The organism is Streptomyces sp. NPDC050448, from assembly GCF_040655295.1.
Taxonomy (GTDB): domain Bacteria; phylum Actinomycetota; class Actinomycetes; order Streptomycetales; family Streptomycetaceae; genus Streptomyces.
In genome coordinates, this window is sequence record NZ_JBFAJR010000010.1 from 1 (window position 1) to 16,345 (window position 16,345).

Here is a 16,345-nt window from a genome sequence, read left to right on the forward strand (position 1 = left end):
ACGGGGAGCACGCGGCAGCCCCGCTCACCCTCGCCGGCTGGGTAACCGCCGGACACCCCCTAGGGCGGGCGCGCCGGGGCCGGCGCGACCGGGCCCGCGACCGGGCCGGGGAAACGTACCGACAACCCGTCGGCAAGATATTGCGCCGACGGAGTCGCACGTGGTGACATGGTACGAAGGGCTGGTTAGGCCTACCTAAGTACGGGCCGGCCCGGGCCAGGAGGCAGCCATGTCCGCAGCAGGAGTGCAGCGCGACCCCCGCCCGTCCGTCGTGTCCATGAGGGCGCTGCTCGCCGCGGGCGCGGCCGCCACCGCCGTCTCGACGCCGCCCGCGCGGGAGCACGCCCCGGACGCTCCCGGGGCCGACGCGACGGCCGCGGGGGACCTACGCGAGCAGGCCGCCCCGGAGTCCGAGGCGGCCTGAGAAACCCGTGTGCGCAGCAGTCCGGCTGCCCGGTGGCCCGCACGCCCGGTAGCCCGTTCGGGTGAATCCGTGGCGGGGTGCCGGTCAGAGGAGGCGGCCCCGGTCAGGGGAGGACGACGACCTTCGAGTTGATCGTCGCGAAGGCCCACATCGCATCGCCGTCGGCCCGCGTCATGCGGATGCCGCCGGTCTTCTTGTTCGGGTCGGGCTCCGGCATCTGGCCGTCCACCCGGGAGCTGAACCCGACCACGACACCGTCCGCCGTGCCGAACCGCACGACGTGCTCGATCGGCACCCCGTCCGAGCCGGTGACCGCGCCCGAGCGCGAGTTCACCAGGTACGTGCCCGGCCTCGGGTGCGCCGTGCTGGGCTTGACCGGGAACGACTTCGGCTCCTGCCCGTTCTCGCCGACCAGCCACACCCGCTTCAGGCCCACCGAGTACACGACGCGCGAGCCCGTGCCCGATTCGGGCGGCACGGCCACCGGCTTCGCCGGGTCGGCCGCGTGGGCGGTCGGGACGGGGGAGGGCGACGCCGTGGCCTGCGGGGCCGCCTGCGCGGGGTGCGCGGGCGCGGTCGCAGAGGCCTGGTAACCGAGGAAGCCGACGGCGGCGAGTGCCGCTACGGTGAGCCCGGCCACGATTCCCGAGCTGCTGCGTGCCACCTTGCTCCACCTCTCCCGTGCTTCCCCTGTGCCGTGGTGGCGACCGGGCACGCCGTGCCCCGGCCCGGACCTCGGCCGATACCTGGGTCGAAGGTAGCAGCCGGGGTGCCCCGCGACCGGCCGCGAGGGCCCGGGGTCCCGGAGTCGTAGGCTGTTCGCGTGCTCTTGCTCGCTGTAGATACCGCCACGCCCGCCGTCACCGTCGCCCTGCACGACGGCGAGTCCGTCCTCGCCGAGTCGAACCAGGTCGACGCCCGCCGCCACGGGGAGCTCCTGCTGCCCTCCGTCGACAAGGTCCTCGCCGAGGCCGGGCTGAAGCTCGACGCCCTCACCGGCATCGTCGTCGGGGTCGGCCCCGGCCCCTACACCGGGCTGCGCGTCGGCCTCGTCACCGCCTCCACCTTCGCCACCGTGCTCGGCATCCCCGTGCACGGCCTGTGCACCCTCGACGGCCTCGCGTACGCCGCGGGCGCCGCCGGGATCGAGGGCCCCTTCACCGTCGCCACCGACGCGCGGCGCAAGGAGGTCTACTGGGCCCGGTACGAGGACCCGCGCACGCGCGTCGGCGAGCCCGCCGTGGACCGCCCGGCCGACATCGCCGAGCAGGTCGCGGGCATGCCCGCCGTGGGCCAGGGCGCGCTGCTGTACCCGGACGTCTTCACCGACGCACGGGCCCCCGAGCACCTGAGCGCCGCCGCCCTCGCGTCCCTGGCCGTGGAACGGCTCGCGGCCGGGCAGGAGTTCCTGCCTCCGACGCCCCTCTACCTGCGCCGGCCCGACGCGCAGGTGCCCAAGAACTACAAGGTGGTCACCCCGCAGTGACCTCAGTGACCGCAGTCGTGCGCGAGATGCGCTGGTGGGACATCGAGCCAGTGCTGGAACTGGAGCACGAGCTGTTCCCCGAGGACGCCTGGTCCGCGGGCATGTTCTGGTCCGAGCTCGCCCACGCCCGCGGCCCCCACGCCACCCGCCGCTACGTCGTCGCCCACGACCCGTCCACCGGCCGCATCGTCGGCTACGCCGGGCTGGCCGCCGCCGGTGACCTGGGCGACGTACAGACCATCGCGGCCGCGCGCGACCAGTGGGGGACCGGGCTCGGCGCCCGGCTCCTCACCGACCTGCTGCGCGCCGCCACCGCATTCGAGTGCGCCGAGGTGCTGCTGGAGGTACGGGTGGACAACACCCGGGCCCAGAAGCTCTACGAGCGCTTCGGCTTCGAGCCGATCGGCTTCCGGCGGGGCTACTACCAGCCCGGCAACGTCGACGCGCTCGTGATGCGCCTTTCCGATCCCGCTAGCTCCGTCTCCGCAGACGGACCCGTACAAGGTGAGACCCATGGCTGACGAACCGCTCGTCCTCGGAATCGAGACCTCCTGCGACGAGACCGGCGTCGGCGTGGTCCGCGGCACCACCCTGCTGGCGGACGCGATCGCCTCCAGCGTCGACGAGCACGCGCGCTTCGGCGGCGTCGTGCCCGAGGTGGCCTCCCGGGCGCACCTGGAGGCGATGGTCCCCACCATCGAGCGCGCCCTGAAGGAGGCCGGGGTCAGCGCCCGCGACCTCGACGGCATCGCCGTCACCGCGGGGCCGGGCCTCGCGGGGGCCCTGCTGGTGGGCGTCTCGGCGGCCAAGGCGTACGCGTACGCGCTCGGCAAGCCGCTGTACGGGGTGAACCACCTGGCCTCGCACATCTGCGTGGACCAGCTGGAGCACGGGCCGCTGCCGGAGCCGACCATGGCGCTGCTGGTGTCCGGCGGGCACTCCTCGCTGCTGCTCGCCCCGGACATCACCTCCGACGTACGGCCGCTGGGCGCGACCATCGACGACGCGGCGGGCGAGGCCTTCGACAAGATCGCGCGCGTGCTGCAGCTGGGCTTCCCCGGCGGCCCGGTCATCGACCGGCTCGCGCGGGAGGGCGACCCGAAGGCGATCAACTTCCCGCGCGGGCTGACGGGGTCGCGCGACGCGGCGTACGACTTCTCCTTCTCCGGGCTCAAGACGGCGGTCGCCCGCTGGATCGAGGCGAAGCGGAACGCGGGCGAGGAGGTGCCGGTGCGCGATGTGGCGGCGTCCTTCCAGGAGGCCGTGGTGGACGTGCTGACCCGCAAGGCGATCCGCGCGTGCAAGGACGAGGGCGTCGACCACCTGATGATCGGCGGCGGTGTGGCGGCCAATTCCCGGCTGCGGTCGCTGGCGCAGGAGCGGTGCGACGACGCGGGGGTCATCCTGCGGGTGCCGCGGCCGAAGCTGTGCACGGACAACGGCGCGATGGTGGCGGCGCTGGGCGCGGAGATGGTCAAGCGGAACCGGCCGGCCTCGGACTGGGACCTGTCGGCGGACTCCTCGCTGCCGGTGACGGACCCGCACGTGCCGGGTGCCGGGCACTCGCATGCGCACACCCACGACCACGACCACGTACACGAGTTGAGCAAGGACAACCTGTACTGATGAGCACCGTCGCGCTGATGTGGGAGGCCCGGGCCGCCGCCGGGCGGGGCAACGAGCTGCTGGAGTGGGCCCGTTCGCAGGTACTGGCGCGCGAGCCGGTGCGCCGCGAGCTGCTGCGGGCCCCGCAGGACCGGGTGCTGGTCGTCACGTGGTGGGAGGCGGCCGAGGGCGTGGCGGCGGAGCTGCCCGAACTCCCCGAACCCGCCGCCGATTTGATCACCCGGCCGGTGCACCGCTGGCGGTTCGAGTCGGTGGAGACCACCGGCGGCTGACACGGCGAGCCCTTTCGAGCGCCTCCGGACCGGACCTGTGGCGCAGTGCCGATATCGTCATGCGCATGCCTCGTCGTGACCTGCCGCCCCCGCCGCCTCCCGCCCACATGCGCGCCTGGCTGGACGAGCGGGCCGTACGGGCCGACCGCGCGCGGTTCCTGGAGGAGCTGGGCCGGCGCAGCCTGGGTCTGGGGCGGTTGCTGCTGCTCTGGACCGTCGCCGCGGTCTTCGCGCTCGGCTGGTCCTTCGTCGGCATGGCCCTGATGTCCTTCGAGGCGCCCGGAGATCCGCTCGCGTACGTCTTCGGCCTCGTCTTCGCCCTGCTCGGCGCGGGCGTCCTGATCCCGGCCGGGTTCTGGTTCGCCCAGGGCGCCAAGCGGGACCGGAGGGTGCGCCAACTGCTGTGCGCGTGGGCGGAGTCGGACCGGGATCCGGCCGCCGACGCCCGGGTCCGCGCCCCCGGGCGGAGCCTGACCTGGCTGCTGACCTCCTTCGCGCTGGGCGCGTTCGGGCTGTACGTGACCTTCGGGTCCGCGGCGTCCGCCCGCCCGGGCAGCACGACCTACGGCGAGGTCACGTACTTCATGGGCCTCGGCATGATCCTGTGGATCACGGGCCTGCTGGGCCTCGGCAAGGCGGGCGCGCACTACCGGTGGGCGGTGCGCGCCTTCCGCGGCGGTCCTACCGCGGTGCGCTGACGGGCGAGCCGATCAGCATCGACGGGGCGCCCGCGACCCGGGTCAGGAAGACCGTCGCGGAGTGCGGTCCCTGCGGCTTGACCTTCTTGCGCAGCTCCTCGGGCTCGATGGCCGAACCGCGCTTCTTCACGGTCAGGATGCCCACCCCGCGCTCGCGCAGCAGCGCCTTCAGCTTCTTGAGGCCGAAGGGCAGCACGTCGGTGATCTCGTACGCGGTGGCGTACGGCGTCGCGCGCAGCTCGTCGGCGGTGACGTACGCGATGGTCGGGTCGATGAGCCGGCCGGCCAGCTGCTCGGCGACCTCGGCGACGAGGTGGGCGCGGATCACGGCGCCGTCGGGCTCGTAGAGGTAGCGGCCGACCGGCCCGGCCTCGGGATCGGGCAGCGGATCGACGGTGTGCAGGGTGCGCGGGCCGGGCAGCAGGGTGGCGCGGACGGTGCCGGGCGCGGTCCCGAACCACAGCACGGCCTCCTTCACGTCCCCCTGGTCCGAGATCCACTCGGCCTCGGCCTCCTGCGGCACGGCCTCGTGCGGGATCCCGGGGGCGATCTTGATGGCGGCGTACTTGGCCGTACGGGCGGCCTCGACGGCCCACGACAGCGGCGGCGAGTAGCTCTCGGGGTCGAAGATCCTCCCGCGGCCGCCGCGCCGGGCGGGGTCGAGGAAGACGGCGTCGTACCCGGAGGTGTCGACGCCGGTCACATCCGCCTCGCGGACCTCGACGAGCTCCGCCAGGCCCAAGGCCTCGGCGTTGGCGCGGGCGACGGCGACGGTCAGCGGGTCGCGGTCCACGGCCAGCACGCGGATGCCGAGCCGGGCCAGGGCCAGGGCGTCCCCGCCGATGCCGCAGCACAGGTCGGCGACGCTGCGCACGCCGAGTTCCGCGAGCCGCTCGGCGCGGTACGAGGCCACCGAGGCGCGCGTGGCCATCTCGCCGCCGCCGGGCGTGAAGTACATCCGGAACGCGTCCTCGGCGCCGAACTTCGCCACCGCGCGCTGCCGCAGCCGGGCCTGCCCGAGCGCGGCGGAGACCAGTCCGGCGGGGTGCTCGCGGCGCAGCCGGGTGGCGACGGCGAGCTCCTGGGCCGGGTCGTAGTCGCGGAGCGAGTCGAGGAGGGCGCGGCCTTCGGGGGTGAGGAGCGCGGCGAAGTCTTCGGGGGTCACCCGTTCATTGTCGGTCAGTGTGGGCCACTCGATGGAAGGTCGTCTTCCGTTCGCGGTGTCGGCGGGGCGGTGTGCGTGTCGGATGCCAGGATGCGCTGCTATGCAGCTAGTCAGACAAAAGGAACATAAGACGCTCCATGGTCACCGGTCCGCGGCGGTTTCGCGCGGCCGCGTCGGGGTGGCACTGGCCGCACTGCTGGTCGCCGCCCTCGGAACCGGCTGCGGCTCCTCCACGGGCTCCGAGGCGCCCTCCAAGACCAAGGCCGGCAAGGGCGCCGAGGCGGCGGGCGCAGCGGGCGCGGTCGCGGGCCCGGCCGAGCAGCAGAAAGCCGCCCAGCAGGCCCGGATCGCCGCGGCGAAGAGGTGGAAACTGGCCAAGCCGCCGCTGGCCGCGCCGGCCGCCCCCAAGACGAAGCCGGAGATCAGCACCCGCGAGGGGTTCGAGGTCGAGGGCGGCGAGGGCCTCCCGCCGGTCTTCACCACCGTCCCCACCGAGGACAAGGTCGTCTTCCTGACGATCGACGACGGCGCGGAGAAGGACCCCGAGTTCCTGAAGATGATGCAGGAGCTGAAGATCCCGTACACGGCGTTCCTCAGCGACTACCTCATCCGCGACAACTACCCGTACTTCAAGGAGATGCAGGCCGCCGGCGTCACCCTGAACAACCACACCCTCAACCACCGGTACATGCCGGCGCTCTCGTACGACGAGCAGCACGAGGAGATCTGCGGCCAGCAGGACACGATCCAGAAGCAGTTCGGCAAACGGCCGACACTCTTCCGGCCGCCGTACGGCAACTACAACGAGGACACGCTGCGCGCGGCGAAATCCTGCGGCATCAAGGCGGTCCCGCTGTGGAACGAGGAGGCCTTCCCGAACCGCATGGACTGGCGGGAATGGGACCGGGACCTCCATCCTGGAGACATCATCCTGACTCATTTCCGAGGCCGGGAGGACTGGAAGGGGTCCATGCCTGACATGATCCGTCATGTCATGAAGACCGTCACGGACAAGGGGTACGCCGTGGCTCGCCTGGAGGACTACTTGTGAGGTACGCGCGCCGGTTGGTGGCCGGAACGCTGGCGGCCGGCGCGCTCGCGCTGTCCCTGACGGGGTGCGGGAACAGCGCGGACCCCAGCGAACGACTGGGCCGCAAGGCGAAAGAGGAGCAGCAGCCGGCTCCGTCGCCGTCGCCGTCGCCGTCGGTTGGTGCGGCGGGGGACGAGGCGTACAGGAAATGGGGCCTGTCGGCCCCCCTCCAGTTCGCCCCGAAGCCGGCCCAGAAGCCCGTGATCGCACCGGCGGCCCCTGGCAAGGCCCAGGTCGTGGACCGAATACCCGTCCCGCCCACGGACAAGGTCGTCTTCCTGACCTTCGACGACGGCGCGGAGAAGGATCCCGAGTTCCTGAAGATGGCGGCGGACCTCAAACTGCCGATCAGCATGTTCCTGACGGACAACATCGCCTCGTCGGACTACGGGCACTTCGAGAAGCTCCGCGACAACGGCTCCGGCAGCACGATCAACAACCACACCCTGACGCACCCGAACCTCCGGACCCTGCCCTTCGCGGCGCAGAAGAAGGAGATATGCGGCCAGCAGGAACACCTGGAGAAGCGCTTCGGCACCAAGCCGACCCGGTTCCGCCCGCCGTACGGCAACTACAACGACGACACCCTCAGGGCCGCCGCCGAATGCGGCATCTCGCAGGTGATCCTGTGGCGCGTGTCGATGCAGATCAACAACTTCCAGTACGCCGAGGGCTCCGCCCTCAAACCGGGCGACATCATCCTGGCCCACTTCCGCGGCCCGTCGGAACTCAAGGGCTCGACGGAAATCCAGATGACGACCCGCATGCTCCAGCGCATCCAGGAGCAGGGCTACCGAATAGGCCACCTGGAGGACTACCTCTGACGACAGCGCCGCGAGGGGTCCGAGCACCGGTTGAACTGTGCACGCGCGGGCCACAACATGACGCCCCCGGCCACGAGCGGACGATGTACACGCTCATCGTGGAGGCGAGGCACGACTGACCACCTCTGCCTGCTGCCTGCGCCTGCCCAGCCCCAGACGGCTGCCGGACGCCAAGCCGGGCGGAGCGCGTAGCGATCTGGTGCGTCTGCGGGCCCAGGCCTACCGGCGTGGTCATCTAGCCGCTGTCTGGTGCAGGTTGACCCTGCCCGGACCCGGAAGGGGCAGGTATGGGCCCTTGAGGGGGCCCGGCCTCCCCGAGCCCCCATCGCCGGTCCGGCTCGGTGGTCCTGGCGGCCTGGGTGCGGAGAGGCGTGGGACCAAGGTCGGGCATCTCTGAACGGCCCGTGTGCCTACCGGGGCGGGCCGGTGGGCAGCCGCCCGGCTCCGCGAGGGGGCGCGAGCAGGCCCAGACCCCGCTTGCCGCGCGATCGCGTCAGCCGCCACTCCGCACCCCGGCCCCGGCCTCACCCCCCAGTCCCAGTCCCACTCCCCGTCCCCACCAGCGGTGTGATCGTTGTTTCCGCCGGGCCGCGGGCGTCCGCCTCGCGTTGGCGTTCCGCGCCGTCGCTGATGCGGAGGAGCAGGGCGATCATGATCCAGTTGGCCAGGAGGGACGAGCCGCCCTTCGCCAGGAACGGCAGTGCCTTGCCGGTCAGCGGGATCAGGCCCGTCACACCGCCCGCCACCACGAAGACCTGGAGCGCCAGCGCCGCCGACAGGCCCACCGCCAGCAGCTTCCCGAACGGGTCGCGGGCGCCCAGTGCCATCCGCAGTCCCCGCTGGACCAGCAGCGCGTACAGGATCAGTACCGCCATGACCCCGGCCAGCCCGAGCTCCTCGCCCACCGTGGTCAGGATGAAGTCGCTGCGGCCCGCGAACTTGATCAGCTCGGGGTGGCCCAACCCCAGCCCCGTGCCCGACATGCCGCCCGTGCCGAAGCTGAAGAGCGCCTGCGCGGACTGGTCCGAGGTGACCCCCGGCGGCCGGTCCTTCCAGTAGTACGACAGCGGTTCCAGCCAGGCGGCCACGCGCGCTTTGACGTGCGGTTCCGTCGAGCCCACCACGAAGGCGCCGAGCGAGGCCATGAGCAGCCCGCACACGATCCAGCTGGTGCGCTCGGTGGCGACGTACAGCATCACCACGAACACACCGAAGAAGATCAGCGACGTACCCAGGTCACGCTCGAAGACGAGCACCAGCAGCGACACGATCCACACCGTGACGATGGGCCCGAGCTGGCGCATCGGGGGCAACTGCATGCCCAGGAACTTGCGGCCGGTCAGGGACAGGGAGTCCCGGTGGATGACCAGGTAGCCCGCGAAGAAGACCGCGATCATGATCTTCACGAACTCGCCGGGCTGGAGCGAGAAGCCGAACAGGATGATCCAGCGCTTCGCGCCGTACGTGTCCGCGCCGAAGAACACCGGCGCGATCAGCAGCACCAGCGACACGGCCATCGTGCTGTAGATGAACCGCTGCAGCATCCGGTGGTCGCGCAGCAGCGCCAGCCCCAGCAGGCAGGCGGCGACCCCGACCACCGTCCACATCAACTGGTCGGGGGCGTTCGGATCGCCCCCGTACCGCTCGATGTAGCTCTGGTCGAGCCGGTGGATCAGTACCAGCCCGAGCCCCGTCAGCAGCATGGCGAGCGGGAAGATCAGCGGATCCGCGTACGCCGCGAACCGGCGTACGCCCAGGTGCCCCACCAGCGCCAGCAGCGTCATGCTGATCGTGAAACCGGTGAGGTTGGCGGGCAGCTCACCGTTCATCGCCAGGCCGGCGTTCGCGTGCCCGAAGACGGTGAGGGCGACGACGAAGACGAGGAGCAGCGCCTCGGTGCGGCGGCGCGCGCCCGCCGTCGTGAGGGGCCTCAGTCCACGCACGGGATGCCGCCACCGTCGATGGCGGGGCTGCCGCCCGCGCTCGCCGACGCGACCGGATCCGGAGCAGGGGCGGGGGCGGCGTCCGCCGGCCCCGGAGGCGTCCCCGGTGCGTCGCTCGGGCTCGGAGCGGCCGCAGAGGCGGAGGCCTCCGGTCCGATCTGCTCGGCAATGAGGCGCTTTATCTTCATATCGTCTACGACGTTCATGTCCTCCCCATGGTTCCTTCCGAACCGCTCGACGGGCAGTGTCGTGAACGCCACCTTGCCGCCGGACAGGTTCTTCGCCTGCTTCACGAACGACAGCAGGTCCCAGCCCTCGTCCGTCACCACGTCCTGTTTGGCGGCGTCGATCAGCTTCATCAGCTTGACCGGATGGGTGAAGGTCCCGGCCGAGTTCAGCTTCTGCGTGGCGCCCGCCAGGAAGGCCTGCTGCCGCTTCGTCCGGTCGAGATCGCCCATGTCCAGGCTGTACCGACGCCGGCGCGGCCGCGGTCCGCGTCGAGCCGCACGAACCGCTCGAACACCCGGTCCCGGTCCGCCTCCGGGATGCCCGGGCCGTCGTCCTCGACCTCCAGCACCGCCCAGCCGGTGCTCCCGGTGCTCGCGGCGCTCGCCGAGGACTCCGCGGGCTCGGTGGCTGCCCGTACGACGACCTCCGTACGGGCATGCCGCAGCGCGTTGTCCACCAGGTTGGCCAGCGCCCGCTCCAGCCGCGCCGGATCCCCGGCCGCCGGTACGGGCGCCTGCGCGTCCAGCCGGAGCGGAACCCGGGGGGCCGGGCGCCGGGCCAGGTCCTCCGCGGCCAGGACGCCGATCGGGCCGGCGCACCGCTGTTGTGGCCCGGCGCAGCGGCAGTCCCGGCCCGGCGGGAGCCGGATCGGCCCGGCCCGCCGGGTGGTGCAGCGGGTCCCCGGGGACCCCCGGATCCGGATGACCCAGCGGAGCGTGTTGGCACTCCGCTTGACCGAGTGCTAATCGCCGGAATAGTCTCGCACCTGGCACTCGCCCCCGGTGAGTGCCAACACAGCGACGGGCAGGTCCGGCACCCGCGACGACGGATCCACCTGGTCGCCACCTAGACAGTTAGCCCCGTGAGATCTCCGAAGGGGGAGGTCGGATCGTGACGACCACCAGCTCCAAGGTTGCCATCAAGCCGCTCGAGGACCGCATCGTGGTCCAGCCGCTCGACGCCGAGCAGACCACGGCTTCCGGCCTGGTCATCCCGGACACCGCGAAGGAGAAGCCCCAGGAGGGCGTCGTCCTCGCCGTGGGCCCGGGTCGCTTCGAGGACGGCCAGCGTCTCCCGCTGGACGTCAGCGTCGGCGACATCGTGCTGTACAGCAAGTACGGCGGCACCGAAGTGAAGTACAGCGGCGAAGAGTACCTCGTCCTCTCGGCTCGCGACGTGCTCGCGATCATCGAGAAGTAAACGAGAAGCAACTCGCTTTCGCTTCACCTGAATTGCTTTGAGCTGCGCCCCTGGTCACCCCGCTGATTGCCGGGCGGCAAGGGGCGCAGTTCGTTAAACCCGAGTTTTCGAGAGGGCTGAACCGCTCCCATGGCGAAGATCCTGAAGTTCGACGAGGACGCCCGTCGCGCCCTCGAGCGCGGCGTCAACAAGCTTGCCGACACGGTCAAGGTGACGATCGGCCCCAAGGGCCGCAACGTCGTCATCGACAAGAAGTTCGGCGCCCCCACCATCACCAACGACGGTGTCACCATCGCCCGCGAGGTCGAGCTGGACGACCCGTACGAGAACCTGGGCGCGCAGCTCGTGAAGGAGGTGGCGACCAAGACCAACGACATCGCGGGTGACGGCACCACCACCGCCACCGTGCTGGCCCAGGCGCTGGTCCGCGAGGGTCTGCGCAACGTCGCCGCCGGCGCTTCCCCGGCCGCCCTGAAGAAGGGCATCGACGCCGCGGTCAAGGCCGTGTCCGAGGAGCTCCTCGCGACCGCCCGCCCGATCGAGGACAAGTCCGACATCGCCGCCGTGGCCGCGCTCTCCGCGCAGGACCAGCAGGTCGGCGAGCTCATCGCCGAGGCGATGGACAAGGTCGGCAAGGACGGTGTCATCACCGTCGAGGAGTCCAACACCTTCGGCCTGGAGCTCGAGTTCACCGAGGGCATGGCCTTCGACAAGGGCTACCTCTCGCCGTACATGGTCACCGACCAGGAGCGTATGGAGGCCGTCCTCGACGACCCGTACATCCTGATCAACCAGGGCAAGATCTCCTCCATCCAGGACCTCCTGCCCCTGCTCGAGAAGGTCATCCAGGCCGGCGGCTCCCGCCCGCTGCTGATCATCGCCGAGGACGTCGAGGGCGAGGCGCTCTCCACCCTCGTCGTCAACAAGATCCGCGGCACCTTCAACGCGGTCGCCGTCAAGGCCCCCGGCTTCGGTGACCGCCGCAAGGCGATGCTCCAGGACATGGCCACCCTCACCGGTGCCACCGTCATCGCCGAGGAGGTCGGCCTCAAGCTCGACCAGGCCGGTCTGGACGTACTCGGTTCCGCGCGCCGCGTGACCATCTCCAAGGACGACACCACCGTCGTCGACGGCGGCGGCAGCGCCGACGAGGTCCTCGGCCGCGTCAACCAGATCAAGGCCGAGATCGAGTCCACGGACTCGGACTGGGACCGCGAGAAGCTGCAGGAGCGCCTGGCGAAGCTCGCCGGCGGCGTCTGCGTCATCAAGGTCGGCGCCGCCACCGAGGTGGAGCTCAAGGAGAAGAAGCACCGCCTCGAGGACGCCATCTCGGCGACCCGCGCCGCGGTCGAGGAGGGCATCGTCTCCGGCGGTGGCTCCGCGCTCGTCCACGCCGTCAAGGTCCTCGAGGACAACCTCGGCCTGACCGGCGACGAGGGCACGGGTGTCGCGGTCGTCCGCCGCGCCGCGGTCGAGCCGCTGCGCTGGATCGCCGAGAACGCCGGCCTCGAGGGCTACGTCATCACCTCGAAGGTGGCGGAGCTGGAGAAGGGCAACGGCTTCAACGCCGCCACCGGCGAGTACGGCGACCTGGTCAAGGCCGGCGTCATCGACCCGGTCAAGGTCACCCGCTCCGCGCTGGAGAACGCCGCTTCCATCGCCTCCCTGCTGCTCACGACCGAGACCCTGGTCGTCGAGAAGCCGGCCGAGGAAGAGGCCGACGGCCACGGTCACGGCGGTCACGGCCACAGCCACTGACCAGCCGGGCTGAACAGCTGAACGGCTGAACAGTTGAACGGAGAAAGGCCCCGGTCCCCGCTGCCAAGCGGCGGTGACCGGGGCCTTTCCCGTGGGGGCGAAAAGTGACTACATCGCGCCCAGTTCCCTCATCAGGCGCATGGCGTCGTAGTGCCACCAGGCTTCCTTGATCATTCCGTTCTCGCAGCGGAAGACCGTCGTGCCGGTCATCGTGCAGGTCTTGCCGGTCGGGGCGATCCCCATGAACTCGCCCTTGTGCTTGCCGGTCCAGGTCCACAGCGTGGTGACGTAGTCGTCCTGCGCCATCTGGGCGTCCCGCGTGAAGGTGAAGTCGAAGGCGCTCCGCCACATCTGCATGTCCTCGCGGATGCCTTCGCGGCCGATCTTGTCCACGGGGTTGCTGATGTCGTGGTCCCGGTAGTCCACCGCGAAGATCTCGTCCACGGCGGACATGTCGCCCTTCATCGCGATGTCGTCGTACACGCGGTTCACGAGCAGCGTGTTGAGGTGCTCGTCGCGGATGACGTCCAGGTTGGTGAACCGGGGCATCCCGTCGCAGAGGGCCACCATCTCCTGGAACATCTTGTCCGTTTCCGGGAGATGAGAGTTCCTCATGGCCTCTTCGTACGAGGGGAATTCGACGACGTCGACGAAGTGCGTGTCGGATTCCCGGTCCTTGCCGAGCACGCTGTGGGACACGGTGCGCTTGCCCTGCGTCTTCGCCAGGTACCGGTCGAAGACCTCGTTGACGGCCTCCGGCCTGCTGGTCTCGTAATCGACTATTTGTACGAATGTCATGGCGTTCTCCCGCGCTGGATGGGACACTTCCAGTTTAGGGAGATTTCACCCGTTCGGCCGGTTTTCGGGACCGGCCTACCCGCAGGTCACTTGAGCGATCCCCCGGTCTCGCCCCGGACTTCCACCGGGCGTGCCCCGGTCTTCCCCCGGGGCTTCACCCGGACTACTGGGGGCCGTACTTGCGGCCCGTGCGCGAGGACACCCCGCCCAGCAGCCCGCGCGGCGCCAGTTTCACCACGCCCATCAGCGCCTTGTACCGCGGATCCGGGATCGAGACCGTCTTGCCGCGCGCCAGGTCGGCCAGGGCCGCGGCCACCAGCTTGTCCGCGTCCAGCCACATCCAGTTGGGGATGTTGTCCGTCCCCATGCCGGCGCGCTGGTGGAACTCGGTCCGTACGAAGCCGGGGCACAGCGCCATCAGCCGTACGCCGGATCCCGCCAGGTCCTTCGCCGCGCCCTGGGTGAACTGCACGACCCAGGCCTTGCTCGCCCCGTACGTGCCGCGCGGCACGAAGGCCGCCACCGAGGCCACGTTGATGACGCCGCCGCGGCCGCGCGAGCGCATCGACCCGGTGGCCGCCGAGGTCAGCCGCAGGACGGCCTCGATGTGCACCTTCAGCATGGTCAGCTCGTCGGCCATGGAGACCTCGAGGTAGCGGCCCTTGTTGCCGAAGCCCGCGTTGTTGACCAGCAGGTCCACCGGGTGCGTACGGTCGCCGAGACGCTGCTCGACCGCCGCGATGCCCTCGTCGGTGGACAGGTCGGCGGTCAGCACCTCGGCCTCGATGCCGTGCCGGTCGTGCAGCTCGGTGGCCTGCTCGCCGAGCCGCTTCGTGTCGCGGGCCACCAGTACGAGGTTGTGGCCCTGGGCGGCGAGCCGCCGGGCGAATGCGGCGCCGATGCCCGCCGTGGATCCCGTAATCAACGCAGTCGTCATAGGCGCAACCTAGCCGCCCTTGGCGACAGCTCAAGGGGAGCCCGCCGTGCGGTACCCCTTCGTGACGGTTCCCGCCGCGCGCCGTCGCTTCCCGCTGCGGAACCACTACTTCCGGCTACATTCGCCCTGCTCCCGGGCCGCTTCCCGGGCTCACTTCCCGTACTGCTTCCCGTACTTCTCCATGTACGCGCGGACCGTCTCGTGGCCCTGCGGCTCCATCGCCCCGCCCGCCGCCAGCGTGCGCGGGAGCAGCGACCGGTCCGTGGTGAAGGCCCGGAACCAGAGTTCCACCGTCACGTCGTGATCCGGGCGGTGGATGACCTCGACGGTGTCACCGGGGGAGACCGGGCCCTCTTGGATCACGCGCAGGTACGCACCCGGCCGCGCGGCCTGGGTGTACCGCTTGACCCAGGCCTTCTCGCCGAGGGCGCCCTGGAAGGTCCGGCACGGGATGCGGGCCGAGGCCACCTCGAGGACGAGGCCCGCGCCGACCCGCCAGCGCTCCCCGAGCAGCGCACCGGTCAGGTCGATGCCGGAGGTGGTGAGGTTCTCGCCGAAGAGCCCGGCGGGCATTTCGCGGTCCAGCTCGCCCTCCCACCAGTCCAGGTCCTCGCGCGCGTAGGCGTACACGGCCTGGTGGTCCCCGCCGTGGTGGCGCAGGTCGCAGACGGCGTCGCCCTCGAGGCCGCTGGCGCCGACGCCCTTGGGTCCCGGGGCGAACACACGGACCGGGCCGGGGACGGGGCGCTTGCCGATGCCGGTCAGCCCGCCCTCCGTGTCGGTGTAGTCGACGACCGTCGCGCGGCCGAGGTTCACGGAGATGACGTGCAGGGGGGCGAGGGGAGACATGGGAACACGCTAGCCCAGCTTCCTCAAAGTGGCATGAGGATATTCGCGCCGCGATCAAAGGTGGGCTTATGCTCGGAGGATGATCGAGGCACGTCATCTCCGGGTGCTGCGCGCCGTGGCCGGCACCGGGTCCTTCTCCGCCGCCGCCCGCGAGCTCGGCTGCACCCAGCCCGCCGTCTCCCAGCAGATGAAGGCGCTGGAGCAGTCGGCGGGCACCCCGCTGCTCATCCGGGCCGGCCGCGAGATGCGGCTGACCCAGGCCGGTACGGCCCTGGTGCGGCACGCCGCCGGGATCCTCGCCGGGCTGACCGCCGCCGAGGAGGAGGTCGCGGCGATCGCCGGGCTGCGCGCGGGCCGGGTCCGGCTGGTGTCCTTCCCCAGCGGGAGCTCCACGCTGGTGCCGACCGCGCTGGCCGCGATGCGTGCCGAGCACCCCGGTACGCGCATCTCCCTCGTCGAGGCGGAGCCGCCGCGGTCGGTGGAGATGCTGCGCGAGGGCGACTGCGACCTGGCGCTGGCCTTCCGGTACGGCGGGGCCGCCGGCTCGGCCGCCGAGTGGGAGGACCTCGTGGTGCGGCCGCTGCTGACGGACCGGCTCGTCGGGCTGGTTCCGGACGGGCACCGGCTGGCCGGGGCCGAACGGGTGGGCATGGCGGAACTGGCCGACGAGCCCTGGATCGCGGGCTGTCCGCGCTGTCGCCGCCATCTGGTGGAGGTGTGCGAGGCGGCGGGCTTCACCCCCCGCATCGACTTCGCGACCGACGACTACCCGGCCGTGGTCGGCCTGGTCGGCGCCGGGCTGGGCGTCGCGGTGCTGCCGGAGCTCGCGGTGGAGTCCGTACGGGCCAAGGGCGTGAGCGCGGTGGCCGTGGAACCGGCCGTGGAGCGGGAGGTCGTGGCGCTGACCCTGCCCGATCTGGCCCGGGTGCCGGCCGTGGCGGCGACCCTGGCCGAGCTGGAGCGGGCCGCCGCACGCTGACGGGCCGCCGCACGCCGACGGGCCGCACGCCATGCCGACCGGCCGCACGCCACGCGATTGACCGTACG

General features: G+C 71.4%; 19 protein-coding genes. 11 read left to right on the forward strand and 8 right to left on the reverse strand.

Annotated elements, in window-relative coordinates; translation table 11 throughout:
• Nucleotides 1–229: 229 nt before the first annotated feature.
• A complete protein-coding gene (locus AB0I68_RS14330) occupies nt 230–424 on the forward strand; it encodes a hypothetical protein (protein WP_363177571.1) in 195 nt (64 codons plus the stop codon).
• Between the two features lie 103 nt (nt 425–527).
• On the opposite strand, the gene AB0I68_RS14335 is transcribed toward AB0I68_RS14330, so the two are convergent.
• Nucleotides 528–1,088, reverse strand: a complete 561-nt coding sequence (locus AB0I68_RS14335; RefSeq protein WP_363177572.1) for a hypothetical protein — start codon at nt 1,086–1,088, stop codon at nt 528–530.
• 159 nt (nt 1,089–1,247) lie between these two features.
• Here AB0I68_RS14335 and tsaB point away from each other — a divergent pair, with 159 nt between their 5' ends.
• From tsaB to AB0I68_RS14360, 5 genes are all read left to right on the forward strand, one after another.
• On the forward strand, nt 1,248–1,910 hold the full coding sequence (tsaB, locus tag AB0I68_RS14340) for a tRNA (adenosine(37)-N6)-threonylcarbamoyltransferase complex dimerization subunit type 1 TsaB (protein WP_363177574.1): 663 nt from the start codon (nt 1,248–1,250) through the stop codon (nt 1,908–1,910).
• Complete coding sequence (gene rimI / locus AB0I68_RS14345; protein ID WP_363177575.1) at nt 1,907–2,431, forward strand: ribosomal protein S18-alanine N-acetyltransferase; 525 nt, start codon at nt 1,907–1,909, stop codon at nt 2,429–2,431. The genes tsaB and rimI overlap by 4 nt, the downstream gene beginning before the upstream one ends.
• The gene (gene tsaD / locus AB0I68_RS14350) at nt 2,424–3,536 is read left to right on the forward strand and encodes a tRNA (adenosine(37)-N6)-threonylcarbamoyltransferase complex transferase subunit TsaD (protein ID WP_363177576.1); all 1,113 of its coding nucleotides are present in this window, start codon (nt 2,424–2,426) and stop codon (nt 3,534–3,536) included. The genes rimI and tsaD overlap by 8 nt, the downstream gene beginning before the upstream one ends.
• On the forward strand, nt 3,536–3,808 hold the full coding sequence (locus tag AB0I68_RS14355; protein ID WP_363177577.1) for a hypothetical protein: 273 nt from the start codon (nt 3,536–3,538) through the stop codon (nt 3,806–3,808). The genes tsaD and AB0I68_RS14355 overlap by 1 nt, the downstream gene beginning before the upstream one ends.
• A gap of 65 nt (nt 3,809–3,873) precedes the next feature.
• Complete coding sequence (locus tag AB0I68_RS14360) at nt 3,874–4,506, forward strand: hypothetical protein (RefSeq protein WP_363177578.1); 633 nt, start codon at nt 3,874–3,876, stop codon at nt 4,504–4,506.
• Here the strand turns inward: AB0I68_RS14360 and AB0I68_RS14365 are convergent.
• Nucleotides 4,490–5,671 carry a methyltransferase domain-containing protein gene (locus tag AB0I68_RS14365; protein ID WP_363177579.1) on the reverse strand — a complete coding sequence of 394 codons (1,182 nt, stop codon included), beginning with the start codon at nt 5,669–5,671 and terminating at the stop codon, nt 4,490–4,492. The genes AB0I68_RS14360 and AB0I68_RS14365 overlap by 17 nt on opposite strands.
• A gap of 178 nt (nt 5,672–5,849) precedes the next feature.
• Here AB0I68_RS14365 and AB0I68_RS14370 point away from each other — a divergent pair, with 178 nt between their 5' ends.
• Together AB0I68_RS14370 and AB0I68_RS14375 are read left to right on the forward strand one after the other, a co-directional pair.
• Nucleotides 5,850–6,722 (forward strand): polysaccharide deacetylase family protein, encoded by an 873-nt coding sequence (locus AB0I68_RS14370; RefSeq protein ID WP_363177580.1) that lies wholly within the window; start codon nt 5,850–5,852, stop codon nt 6,720–6,722.
• A complete protein-coding gene (locus AB0I68_RS14375; RefSeq protein WP_363177581.1) occupies nt 6,719–7,585 on the forward strand; it encodes a polysaccharide deacetylase family protein in 867 nt (288 codons plus the stop codon). The genes AB0I68_RS14370 and AB0I68_RS14375 overlap by 4 nt, the downstream gene beginning before the upstream one ends.
• 524 nt (nt 7,586–8,109) lie before the next feature.
• Here AB0I68_RS14375 and AB0I68_RS14380 read toward each other — a convergent pair.
• From AB0I68_RS14380 to AB0I68_RS14390, 3 genes are read right to left on the reverse strand one after another with little or no spacing between them, the layout of a single operon-like run.
• Nucleotides 8,110–9,528, reverse strand: coding sequence for an FtsW/RodA/SpoVE family cell cycle protein (locus AB0I68_RS14380; RefSeq protein WP_363177582.1), 1,419 nt, complete (start codon nt 9,526–9,528; stop codon nt 8,110–8,112).
• Nucleotides 9,516–9,986, reverse strand: a complete 471-nt coding sequence (locus AB0I68_RS14385) for a hypothetical protein (protein ID WP_363177583.1) — start codon at nt 9,984–9,986, stop codon at nt 9,516–9,518. Before AB0I68_RS14385 ends, AB0I68_RS14380 begins: the two co-directional genes overlap by 13 nt.
• The gene (locus AB0I68_RS14390) at nt 9,923–10,213 is read right to left on the reverse strand and encodes an ATP-binding protein (protein WP_363177584.1); all 291 of its coding nucleotides are present in this window, start codon (nt 10,211–10,213) and stop codon (nt 9,923–9,925) included. Before AB0I68_RS14390 ends, AB0I68_RS14385 begins: the two co-directional genes overlap by 64 nt.
• 434 nt (nt 10,214–10,647) lie before the next feature.
• On the opposite strand from AB0I68_RS14390, the gene groES reads away from it, so the two are divergent.
• Together groES and groL are read left to right on the forward strand one after the other, a co-directional pair.
• A complete protein-coding gene (gene groES / locus AB0I68_RS14395; protein ID WP_030154760.1) occupies nt 10,648–10,956 on the forward strand; it encodes a co-chaperone GroES in 309 nt (102 codons plus the stop codon).
• A gap of 129 nt (nt 10,957–11,085) precedes the next feature.
• Nucleotides 11,086–12,714: a chaperonin GroEL gene (gene groL, locus AB0I68_RS14400; RefSeq protein WP_363177585.1), complete on the forward strand. Its 1,629-nt coding sequence runs from the start codon at nt 11,086–11,088 to the stop codon at nt 12,712–12,714.
• A gap of 108 nt (nt 12,715–12,822) precedes the next feature.
• Here groL and AB0I68_RS14405 read toward each other — a convergent pair whose 3' ends face one another.
• The 3 genes from AB0I68_RS14405 to AB0I68_RS14415 form a co-directional block, all read right to left on the reverse strand.
• Nucleotides 12,823–13,512 (reverse strand): ester cyclase, encoded by a 690-nt coding sequence (locus tag AB0I68_RS14405; protein WP_363177586.1) that lies wholly within the window; start codon nt 13,510–13,512, stop codon nt 12,823–12,825.
• A 163-nt stretch (nt 13,513–13,675) separates the two neighbouring features.
• On the reverse strand, nt 13,676–14,449 hold the full coding sequence (locus AB0I68_RS14410; RefSeq protein WP_363177587.1) for an SDR family oxidoreductase: 774 nt from the start codon (nt 14,447–14,449) through the stop codon (nt 13,676–13,678).
• A 150-nt stretch (nt 14,450–14,599) separates the two neighbouring features.
• Nucleotides 14,600–15,298, reverse strand: a complete 699-nt coding sequence (locus tag AB0I68_RS14415; RefSeq protein WP_363177588.1) for an MOSC domain-containing protein — start codon at nt 15,296–15,298, stop codon at nt 14,600–14,602.
• A 79-nt stretch (nt 15,299–15,377) separates the two neighbouring features.
• Between AB0I68_RS14415 and AB0I68_RS14420 the strand changes: the two genes are divergently transcribed.
• Entirely contained in the window at nt 15,378–16,277 is a 900-nt protein-coding gene (locus AB0I68_RS14420; protein WP_363177589.1) for a LysR family transcriptional regulator, read from the forward strand.
• Nucleotides 16,278–16,345: the final 68 nt, after the last annotated feature.